The organism is Streptomyces sp. NPDC088794 (assembly GCF_044750545.1).
In the GTDB taxonomy this organism is placed as follows: Bacteria; Actinomycetota; Actinomycetes; order Streptomycetales; family Streptomycetaceae; genus Streptomyces.
In genome coordinates, this window is the sequence record NZ_JBIVKB010000025.1 from 119,140 (window position 1) to 129,669 (window position 10,530).

8 protein-coding genes and 1 pseudogene are annotated in these 10,530 nt (G+C 69.8%); 5 read left to right on the plus strand and 4 right to left on the minus strand.

The genetic code is table 11. The annotated features are described in order from the left end of the window. Positions 1–91 precede the first annotated feature (91 nt). Complete coding sequence (locus tag ACIP6U_RS45430) at positions 92–2,338, plus strand: protein kinase (protein ID WP_401729075.1); 2,247 nt, start codon at positions 92–94, stop codon at positions 2,336–2,338. Between the two features lie 46 nt (positions 2,339–2,384). Here ACIP6U_RS45430 and nadA read toward each other — a convergent pair whose 3' ends face one another. Next, positions 2,385–3,569, minus strand: a complete 1,185-nt coding sequence (nadA, locus tag ACIP6U_RS45435) for a quinolinate synthase NadA (protein ID WP_401729076.1) — start codon at positions 3,567–3,569, stop codon at positions 2,385–2,387. Positions 3,570–3,880: 311 nt separating this feature from the next. On the opposite strand from nadA, the gene ACIP6U_RS45440 reads away from it, so the two are divergent. Beyond that, positions 3,881–4,237, plus strand: a complete 357-nt coding sequence (locus tag ACIP6U_RS45440) for an iron-sulfur cluster assembly accessory protein (RefSeq protein ID WP_124004201.1) — start codon at positions 3,881–3,883, stop codon at positions 4,235–4,237. 144 nt (positions 4,238–4,381) lie between these two features. On the opposite strand, the gene ACIP6U_RS45445 is transcribed toward ACIP6U_RS45440, so the two are convergent. Together ACIP6U_RS45445 and ACIP6U_RS45450 are read right to left on the minus strand one after the other, a co-directional pair. Next, positions 4,382–6,229, minus strand: a complete 1,848-nt coding sequence (locus ACIP6U_RS45445; RefSeq protein ID WP_401729077.1) for a hypothetical protein — start codon at positions 6,227–6,229, stop codon at positions 4,382–4,384. Positions 6,230–6,398: 169 nt separating this feature from the next. After that, complete coding sequence (locus ACIP6U_RS45450; RefSeq protein WP_401729078.1) at positions 6,399–6,608, minus strand: hypothetical protein; 210 nt, start codon at positions 6,606–6,608, stop codon at positions 6,399–6,401. A 130-nt stretch (positions 6,609–6,738) separates the two neighbouring features. Here ACIP6U_RS45450 and ACIP6U_RS45455 point away from each other — a divergent pair, with 130 nt between their 5' ends. Beyond that, positions 6,739–7,713, plus strand: coding sequence for a carbohydrate kinase family protein (locus ACIP6U_RS45455; protein ID WP_401729079.1), 975 nt, complete (start codon positions 6,739–6,741; stop codon positions 7,711–7,713). Position 7,714: 1 nt separating this feature from the next. On the opposite strand, the gene ACIP6U_RS45460 is transcribed toward ACIP6U_RS45455, so the two are convergent. Continuing rightward, positions 7,715–9,091 (minus strand): cysteine desulfurase/sulfurtransferase TusA family protein, encoded by a 1,377-nt coding sequence (locus ACIP6U_RS45460; RefSeq protein ID WP_401729080.1) that lies wholly within the window; start codon positions 9,089–9,091, stop codon positions 7,715–7,717. A gap of 244 nt (positions 9,092–9,335) precedes the next feature. On the opposite strand from ACIP6U_RS45460, the gene coxB reads away from it, so the two are divergent. Beyond that, on the plus strand, positions 9,336–10,295 hold the full coding sequence (gene coxB / locus ACIP6U_RS45465; protein WP_401729081.1) for a cytochrome c oxidase subunit II: 960 nt from the start codon (positions 9,336–9,338) through the stop codon (positions 10,293–10,295). Continuing rightward, a pseudogene (locus tag ACIP6U_RS45470) lies at positions 10,292–10,530 on the plus strand (cytochrome ubiquinol oxidase subunit I); the annotation flags it as partial. The gene coxB and the pseudogene ACIP6U_RS45470, both read left to right, overlap by 4 nt.

Genomic DNA, 10,530 nt, shown 5'->3' on the forward strand with positions numbered 1-10,530 from the left:
CCGGACCAGGACGGTCCGGGCCCGGCCGTCGGCGTTACCCCGTTGGGTATCTTGTGGCTCGACCTGCTTGACGGTGAAGGGGATCCCGGCGGTGCCACTGCACAAGGACGATCCGAAGTCGGTCGGCGGATACCGACTGGTGGACCGCTTCGGAGTCGGCGGCATGGGCGTCGTCTACTGGGGCCGGTCCCGCTCGGGCCGTGACGTCGCCGTGAAGGTCGTGCACGCCCAGTACGCCGAGGACCCGGTCTTCCGCGCCCGGTTCCGCCAGGAGATCGAGGCCGTCCGCAAGGTGAGCGGCGCCTTCACCGCACCGGTGGTGGATGCCGACCCGGAGGCGGTACGGCCCTGGATGGCGACCCAGTACGTCCCCGGGAACTCCCTCGCCGAGCGGATCCGCGACCACGGCGCACTGAAGGGCACCGAACTGCGCCGTCTGGCCCTGGGGCTGGTCGAGGCGTTGCGGGACATCCACCGCGCCGGGGTGGTGCACCGGGATCTGAAGCCCGCCAACGTCCTGATGTCCGAGGACGGCCCCCGCGTCATCGACTTCGGCATCTCCCGCGCGGTGGAGAACCACAACACCCTCACCGAGACCGGCCAGATGATCGGCACCCCGCCCTTCATGTCCCCGGAGCAGTTCACCGACGCCCGTACGGTGGGCCCCTCCTCGGACGTCTTCTCGCTCGGGGCGCTGCTGGTGTACACCGTCACCGGACGCGGTCCCTTCGACGCCGACAGCCCCTATCTGACGGCCTACCGGGTGGTCCACAACGAGCCCGTACTGGACGGGCTGCCGCTGCCGTTGCGCGCGGTCCTGGAGCGCTGCCTGGCCAAGGAGGCCAAGGACCGGCCCGAACTCGACGAGCTGGAACGGGAGTTCGCGGACGCCCTGCCCGAGGCGGACCCCGGCGACCCGGTCACGCTGACGCTGCGCACGGACCGGCTGCGCACCGTGGGGGAGACCACCTCCGGAGCCGACCCGGGGGACGTGACCAAGCCCCCCGGGCCCGGCCGCCGTACCGGCGGGTGGCGTCGTCGCCTCCGCCCGCTGCTGGTGGTCGGCACGGTCTGCGCGACGGCCCTGGGCCTGCTCGGGTACGTGTGGCTCGGCCCGGGATTCTCGGACAGTCCTCCGGCGCCGGCCTCCGCCGGCTCCCCGGATTCCCGGTGGGCGGCGGTGCCCACCGGCTTCGGCACCTGGCAGTCGACGGTGTTCAGGACGGCACCGCGAGGCGCGGCCGAGGCGCTGGGGAAGGAGAGCGGCGACCCGACCGACGCCACCTGCGCCAGGTACGAGGACGCGGTCTACTGCGCGGGCAACGACATCCTTCCGGTCCGGCTGGACGGCCGTACCGGCAAGACGGTCTGGCGCTCCTCCCTCGCGTCCACCGAACCCGGCGCGGAGCTGAACTCCTTCACGCTCCTCGGCGTGCGGGACGACGTGATGCTGGTCCGGCAGGCCGTGTACATCGGGACCTCCGGGAACTCGACGGTCACCGTCGTCGCTCTCGACACGGACAGCGGCGAGCGGCTGTGGTCCCGCGAGGTGCGCGACGAGACCGTCGACCTGGGCGTGTCCGGCGAGCTCGCCCTGACCCCCGAGGGCCGGCGGGTGACGGCCCGTTCCCCGCGCACCGGCGCCGAGCGCTGGACCGTGGAGCTGCCCGCCGACAACTACTGCCAGCTCCTGACGTACGGCTCAGGCCTGTACGCGCACTGCTTCCCGGGGGACGAGAGCCGGCCCGCCGAGCTCCTGGAGCTGGACCAGGCCGACGGCTCGGTGGTCCGGCGGGTGGAGACCCCGTACACGACCGGTCTGCTCGGCACCGTCGACGGCAAGCCGGTCCTCGCGGTCGGCACCACGGGTCCGACGCGCCCCGAGGAGCTGACGTTCGGCAAGATCTGGCTGGCCGACCCGGACACCGGCGCCGGCACCACGGTGAAACTGACGAAGACGTACGAGGGCGCGGTGACGCTGGCCGCCGGCACGCTGTGGATCACCGGGGCCAACGGCCTGGTGACCGCCGTGTCCCCGCTGACCGGCAAACAGCTGTGGCAGACCCGCACCGGCGCCGAGGGCTCGGGCCGGCCCACGTACGACGCCCGCACCCGCACCCTGTATCTGGCCAGCACCAGCGGCCGGGTCGCGGCCCTCGACGCCCGCAGGGGCACGCTGCTGTGGGAGACGGGCGCCCACGCCGAGCAGCTCGCCAGCGGCGAGGTGATCAAGTCCGCGGTGCTGCCGTACGGCGGTGCGCTGATCGTGATCACCCCGGACGGCACCGTCTTCAGCCTCGACCCGGCCCACCCCCAACGGAAGCCCGTGACGGAGTGAGCCGGGCCGAGTGAGCGGGGTCGGGTGAGCCGGGCCGGACGCAGACCTACGGCAGCGCCAGCATCCGCTCCAGCGCCAGCTTCGCGAACGCCTCGGTCTCCTTGTCGATCTCGATCCGGTTGACCAGCTTGCCCTCGGCCAGGGACTCCAGGGTCCAGACCAGGTGGGGGAGGTCGATGCGGTTCATGGTCGAGCAGAAGCAGACCGTCTTGTCGAGGAAGACGATCTCCTTGCCCTCGGGCGCGAACCGGTTCGCGAGCCGGCGCACGAGATTGAGTTCCGTACCGATGGCCCACTTCGAACCGGCCGGGGCCGCCTCGAGCGCCTTGATGATGTACTCCGTCGAGCCGACGTAGTCCGCCGCGGAGACGACCTCGTGCTTGCACTCGGGGTGCACCAGGACGTTGACCCCGGGTATGCGGGCACGCACGTCCTCGACCGACTCCAGCGAGAAACGGCCGTGCACCGAGCAGTGGCCGCGCCACAGGATCATCTTCGCGGCGCGCAGCTGCTCAACGGTCAGGCCCCCGTTGGGCTTGTGCGGGTTGTAGAGGACACAGTCCTCGAGCGTCATCCCCATGTCCCGCACGGCGGTGTTGCGGCCCAGGTGCTGATCGGGCAGGAACAGGACCTTCTCGCCCTGCTCGAAGGCCCACTCAAGGGCCCGCTCGGCGTTCGAGGAGGTGCAGATCGTGCCGCCGTGCTTGCCGGTGAACGCCTTGATGTCGGCGGAGGAGTTCATGTACGAGACGGGCACTACCTGCTCGGCGACGCCGGCCTCGGTCAGCACGTCCCAGCACTCGGCGACCTGCTCGGCGGTGGCCATGTCGGCCATCGAGCAGCCGGCCGCGAGGTCCGGGAGCACGACCTTCTGGTCGTCGGAGGTCAGGATGTCCGCGGACTCCGCCATGAAGTGCACACCGCAGAACACGATGTACTCCGCCTCCGGGCGCGCGGCCGCGTCCCGGGCCAGCTTGAACGAGTCACCCGTGACGTCGGCGAACTGGATGACCTCGTCGCGCTGGTAGTGGTGGCCGAGCACGAAGACCTTGTCGCCGAGCTTCTCCTTGGCCGCGCGGGCCCGCTCGACCAGGTCGGGGTCGGACGGCGAGGGCAGGTCACCGGGACACTCGACGCCCCGCTCGCTCTTCGGGTCGGCCTCGCGGCCGAGCAGCAGCAGGGCGAGGGGCGTCGGCTGTACGTCGAGCTCCTGGGTCTGGGCGGTGGTCACGACACGCACCCTTTCTGTTCTGCGGGCTGTCCTGAAAAGACGGACCTTCTCGTCGAATTGACGTTATCTATCATAACTGCTTCACGTCAGTTTGACGATGCCCATAGCGTCGATGTGACATCAATCCCGGCGGGCGCTTGGTACGCACTCGGTGCACGCTCGGGGAGGGACCTTGCGGGCATGTGCGAGCATGGTTGGTGGAACAGAAGAGGAACGGGCGAAAAGAACGCCACCCGGCCCGGAATGAATCCGCGGCCCTGCCGGTTGCAATTGTCGGCAAGCAGTCTCCGTACAACCCGGGAGAGATGTAGATGTCCGTATCGGACGAGACCAGCACCGTCACCGACGGCATCATCCTGTCCGACGCCGCCGCGGCGAAGGTCAAGGCCCTGCTCGACCAGGAAGGCCGCGACGACCTCGCGCTGCGCGTCGCCGTTCAGCCCGGCGGCTGCTCCGGCCTGCGCTACCAGCTCTTCTTCGACGAGCGCTCCCTCGACGGCGATGTCGTCAAGGACTTCGGTGGCGTCAAGGTCGTCACCGACCGCATGAGCGCCCCGTACCTGGGCGGCGCCTCCGTCGACTTCGTGGACACCATCGAGAAGCAGGGCTTCACGATCGACAACCCGAACGCGACGGGCTCCTGCGCCTGCGGCGACTCCTTCAGCTAAACCCGAAGTCGTCCAGCCGAGCCTGGAACAGTTCAGCCAAGCCTGAGATCCGGGAGACCGGACACGACGAAGGCGGCGGCCCCCTCCGACCGGGCCGCCGCCTTCGTCGTGTCCGGTGAACGGACGGACGACGTGCCGCCGTAACTACTGCGCCATGGACGCCTGCGGCAGCCGCGCGCCCGCCTTCTCCACCGGGATCCCCTTGCCGTCCGACCCCACGACCTCGCGGGCACCGACCGGTTCGTCCAGTTGGACCGTCTGCTGGTACTCCTTGGCGATCATGATGCAGACCTTGTTCTTCCAGGGCGTCTCGGTCACCGTCGCGGTCACCTCGTCCCCGCTCTCGCTCGCCGTCGCCTTGTAGTCGGCGCACACCCCGCCGTAGAAGGTCACGGTCAGCTCCCGCCCGTCGGTCGAGTAGCCCTCCACCTTGACGTTCCGCGTCTCCGTGGACGAGGTCGGCTCGTCACCGCCCGGCGTGGACGCCGTCGGGCTGGGCGCACCGCTCGGCGTGGCCGAGGGCGAGGGCGAGGCCAGATACTTCGGGTCCACCGCCGGATACGTCACCCGGAAACCGTCCGTCGCCCCGGCCGACCGCACCTGGAACAGCCACGACGGCACCAGCGTCTGCCGCCCGTCCACGGACCGCGCGGCCAGCCCGAACACCGCGTCACCGACGGTCACCGTCTCCCGCGTGGGCTCAGCCGTCGACGACCCGCAGGGCGCTTCGAGCCGGTCCTTCAGCGGTACGGCACTGGCGCAGCCGCCGATGCCCATGCGGTGGTCGGTCGTCGGCGCCGAGTTCATCAGGGCCAGCGTCTTCTTCGCGCTCAGCACGGGATAGGTGTCGCCCTTCACCGGCGCCTTCAACCGGCCGGTGCCGCCGACCACTTCACCCTGCGCGCTCACCGTGAGACCGGTCGTCCAGCCGTAGGTGGGCAGCCCGCCGACGGTCGGTTCGGCGTTCACGGCCCGCTGGGCGCCCATGACCTGACTGGCGTCCACCTTCGCGTCGTCCTGACCGATCGCCTTCAGGATCGGCGCGGCCGCCTTCTTCGCCGCGGCCTCGCTCACCGTGTCGCCGGCCGGGTTCGCGGGATCCTGCGGGCACACGGTCATGCTCTTGCAGTTGTCGGTGCCGGCCGCGAACCGGTGGAAGGTCCAAGTGCCCGGCGCCGCCTTGTCGACCACCAGGCTCGGCCCCCCACCGTCCTGGTCCGGCCCGACCTGCCAGGACCGCCCCTGCACCACCGGCGTCCCCTCCACCCCGAGCGCCTTCGCCAGCCGGGCCACCTCGTCCTTGGTGACCTGGCCCGTCGCCCGGTACACGGGCGCCGAGTCCGGCCCGTCGGGAAGGCTGCCGTCGACCTTGTACGTCACGCCGTACGGATTCGGCTCCCCGGGCGCGATCCCGTTCGAACCGCCCTCGGAGTAGCCGTCGAGCACGAGCTGCGGGGGAGTACCGGTCCCTCCCGTTCCGGCCCCCGCATCTCCACCGTCTCCTCCGGAGGCCGTGGCGGCGAGATACGCCCCACCGCCACCGACGAGCAGGACAGCGGCGGCGACGGAGGCGACGAGAACGCGGGGACGGCGTCGGTTCGGCTGAGGGGCCTCGGCCTCGGATTCGTGCGGGCCGGGGACTTCGGCGGAGACGGGGGCGGCTTCTTCATCGGCGTCGGTGTCGGCGTCGGTGTCGCCGGGATCGGCTTCATCGGCGTCGGCGTCACCAGCGTCGGGGGTTTCCTCGAGGGCGGGAGCGTGTGCGTCGGCCGGGGCCTCGGCGGTCACGGCGTCGCCGACTTCCGCGCCGGGAGCCTCGGACTCGGTGTCCTCCTCGTCACGGGCGCCCGTTTCCTCGACACCGGAAGCCTCGGCAGGCGTTTCCTCGGTACCGGCAGCCTTCGCGGCGTCGTCGGACGCTTCGGCTTCCGCTCCCTTTGCCGCCTCACCGCCGGAGGCAGGGGTGTCGTCATCGGGTCGCTCGGTGTTCACCGCATCGCTCCTTCGGCTGCGCAACTGTCCCTTGACCCTGACCCGGCCCTGCCGAAGCGGCCGGTTGGAGGGTCGTATCCCGCATCCCCTTTAAGGGGGACGGCGATGGGACGCGCCGGGGGAGCGCGCGGTTCCCTGCAATGCGCCGATACGAACGATCGAGCTGGTTTCAGTCGCCGTAGTCCGACATTTCATCCAGCAGCCGAGCCGACCTCGAGGGCACCGTCACACCGTGGATCAGCGACGGCGACACCGGCAGCGCGACGATCCGGACGGGCGCCGTCCAGTGCGGCGCCATCCTGGCGCAGTCGCCGCGCAGCGACGCGAGGTCGCCTTCCAGATCGGCCGGAGCGGGCGCGTGGACCTTGAGGTTCGTCATAGCGGAACGGTAGGCACGGTTCCGCCCGCGAAGAAAGATCTACTATCGGGTAGTTTTGGCGGCTTCAGAGCCCGGCTACGACCCGGTAGCGTGAACTGTCAATCTGTCTCCCCACAGGAGAGTCCCCGCCGTGCGCATCGCAGTCACCGGCTCCATCGCCACAGACCACCTCATGACCTTCCCCGGCCGCTTCGCCGACCAGCTCGTCGCGGACCAGTTGCACACGGTCTCGCTCTCCTTCCTGGTCGACAACCTCGACGTACGCCGGGGCGGCGTCGGCGCGAACATCGCGTTCGGCATGGGCCAGCTGGGCACCAGGCCGATCCTCGTCGGCGCGGCCGGCTTCGACTTCGACGAGTACCGCGGCTGGCTGGAGCGGCACGGCGTCGACACGGACTCGGTGCGGATCTCCGAGACCCTGCACACCGCCCGCTTCGTGTGCACCACCGACTCCGACCACAACCAGATCGGCTCCTTCTACACGGGTGCGATGAGCGAGGCCCGGCTGATCGAGCTCAAGGCTGTCGCGGACCGGGTCGGCGGTCTCGACCTGGTGCTGATCGGCGCGGACGACCCGGAGGGCATGCTCCGGCACACCGAGGAGTGCCGGTCCCGTTCCATTCCCTTCGCGGCGGACTTCTCCCAGCAGATCGCCCGGATGAACGGCGACGAGATCCGGATCCTGCTGGACGGGGCGACGTACCTCTTCTCCAACGAGTACGAGAAGGGGCTCATCGAGTCCAAGACCGGCTGGAGCGACGCGGAGATCCTGGCGAAGGTCGGGACGCGGGTGACGACGCTCGGTTCGCGGGGTGTTCGGATCGAGCGGGTGGGTGAGAACCCGATCGAGGTCGGTTGCGCGGAGGAGGAGCGGAAGGCTGACCCGACGGGTGTCGGCGACGCGTTCCGCGCGGGGTTCCTCTCCGGTCTTGCCTGGGGTGTCTCTCTGGAGCGTGCCGCGCAGGTCGGTTGCATGCTGGCGACTCTCGTCATCGAGACGGTGGGTACGCAGGAGTACCAGCTGCGGCGGGGGCACTTCATGGACCGCTTCACCAAGGCTTACGGGCACGATGCTGCGGCCGAGGTTCAGGGGCATCTGGGCTGACCTACGAGACCCGGCGGACCAGGTACGCACAGCCCTGATCCGCCGGTTCCTCGCCCACGTACTCCTGCCCCCGCATCTCGCACCATGCCGGGATGTCCAGGCGGGCCGCCTCGTCGTCGGACAGGACTCGGATCGTGCCGCCCACCGGGACCTGGCCGATGACCTTGGCGAGTTCGATGACGGGGATGGGGCAGCGTTTGCCGAGGGCGTCCACGACGAGGGCGTCCTCGGTGGTGACGGTGGTCGGCAGTGTGGAGCCCAGTTTCTCCCGCACCGCCGCCACCGCCCCGGGGAGCACCTCCAGGAAGCGCTCGACGTCCGCCTCCGCGGTCCCGGCGGGCAGCGAAACCCTCACATTGCCCTCACTCAGCACCCCCATCGCCTTGAGCACATGGCTCGGCGTCAGGGTGCTGCTCGTGCAGGACGAGCCGGACGAGACCGAGAAGCCCGCCCGGTCCAGTTCGTGCAGGAGTGTCTCTCCGTCGACATAGAGACAGGAGAAGGTGACGATCCCGGGCAGTCGCCGGGCCGGATCCCCGACCACCTCCACGTCCGGTACCAGCCGCGGCACCCGGGTCCGGATCCTCTCCGTCAACTCCCGCAGCCGTACCGCCTCCTGGGCCGCCTCCGCGCGCACCGCCCGCAGTGAGGCCGCCGCCGCGACGATCGCGGGCAGGTTCTCGAAGCCGGCCGCCCGTCCCGACTCCCGCTCGTCCACGGGCCCTTGCGGCGCGAACCGCACCCCTTTCCGTACGGCGAGCAGCCCGACCCCCGCCGGCCCGCCCCACTTGTGCGCACTCGCCGCCAGCAACGACCAGTCACCCTCGACCGGCCCCCACCCGAGCGACTGCGCCGCGTCCACCAGCAACGGCACCCCGGCCGCCCGGCACACCTCGGCCACCGCCCCCACGGGCTGCTCGGTGCCCACCTCGTGATTGGCCGACTGGAGACAGGCCAGCGCGGTGTCCGACCGGAGGGCACGCTCGTAGGCCTCCGCGGTCACCGCGCCCGTACGGTCCACCGCGATCTGCGTGACCGTTCCACCACCGGCCTCATGCACGTCGGCCGAATGGAGTACGGAGGAATGTTCGACAGCTGACACGATCAGGTGACCCCCGACGCGTCGCCGCCCTGCCAACACGCCCGCGATTCCGGTGTGTACGGCTCGTGTGCCGGAGGATGTGAAGACCAGTTCGTCGGCCCGACACCCCACGGCTTCGGCAGCGGCTTCCCGAGCCGCGTCCAACAGCAGCCGAGCCCGCCGTCCTTCCCGGTACAAACGTCCGGGGTCGGCCCACCCTTCGTCCAGAGACGCCAACAGCGCCTGACGCGCTACGGGATGGAGCGGAGCACTGGAAGCGACATCGAAGTAAGTCACCGGTCAACGCTATGCCCTCAGGGGCGCGGGGAACTGCGCGACCAGCCCCCACGCACCCGCAGCCGCCAATCCAGCGAACCCCCAACCGAGTAGGCCCCCCTCCCCGCGAACCCCCGGAGGGCGTCGGCTAGGGTTTGGTCCGCATAAACATCCAAACCCCTGCCCGACGCAGGACGGCGACCGACCACCGAGAAGGCCAGGCCGCAGCCATACCGCGCGGGCGAGACTCTCGGGAAGGCGCTACGTGAGTCCCAACGGCTCCGACCGCTCGCCGCGGCGCCCGATGCGGCGGAAGCTGCTGCAGGCAATGACCGCGGGCCTGGTCCTGGCGACCGCCACCGGTTGCACATACAAGGACTTCCCCCGCCTTGGTATGCCCACCCCGACCACGGAAGAGGCTCCGCGGATCCTCTCCCTGTGGCAGGGGTCCTGGGCCGCCGCGCTGGCCACCGGCGTGTTGGTGTGGGGCCTGATCATCTGGAGCACGATCTTCCACCGGCGCAGCCGCACCAAGATCGAAGTGCCTCCGCAGACCCGGTACAACATGCCGATCGAGGCGCTGTACACGGTCGTTCCGCTCGTCATCGTCTCGGTGCTCTTCTACTTCACCGCGCGCGACGAGACGAAGATCCTCAGCCTCGACAAGAAGCCGGACGTCACGGTGAACGTCGTCGGCTTCCAGTGGAGCTGGGGCTTCAACTACATCGAGCCCGTCGAGGGTTCCACAGGTGACGCGAAGACAGACGCGAACCTGGCCGCCATCCCGAACCGTTTCAAGGACGACTTCCCGGCGAACGCCGGTGGTGTCTACGACGTCGGTACGCCTGGCACACGGAACCCGCAGACCAACAACCCGGGCCCGACGCTGTGGCTCCCGAAGGGGGAGACCGTCCGCTTCGTCCTCACGTCGCGTGACGTCATCCACTCCTTCTGGGTGGTGCCGTTCCTGATGAAGATGGACGTCATCCCGGGCCACACCAACTCCTTCCAGGTGACCCCCAACAAGGAGGGCACCTTCCTGGGCAAGTGCGCCGAGCTGTGCGGCGTCGACCACTCGCGGATGCTGTTCAACGTGAAGGTCGTCTCCCCCGAGCGGTACGAGCAGCACCTCAAGGACCTCGCCAAGAAGGGGCAGACCGGTTACGTTCCCGCCGGCATCGCGCAGACGGGTCACGAGAAGAACCGGGAGACGACAAACCTGTGAGCATCCTCAACGAACCCCAGGGTGCCGCGGCGGCTGAAGGCGGTTACGCCGACGAGCTACCGGTCCGGCGCAAGCAGCCCGGAAACGTGGTCATCAAGTGGCTGACCACCACGGACCACAAGACCATCGGAACGCTGTACCTCGTCACGTCGTTCGCGTTCTTCCTGATCGGCGGCGTGATGGCGCTGCTGATGCGCGCCGAGCTCGCCCGTCCTGGTCTGCAGATCATGTCGAA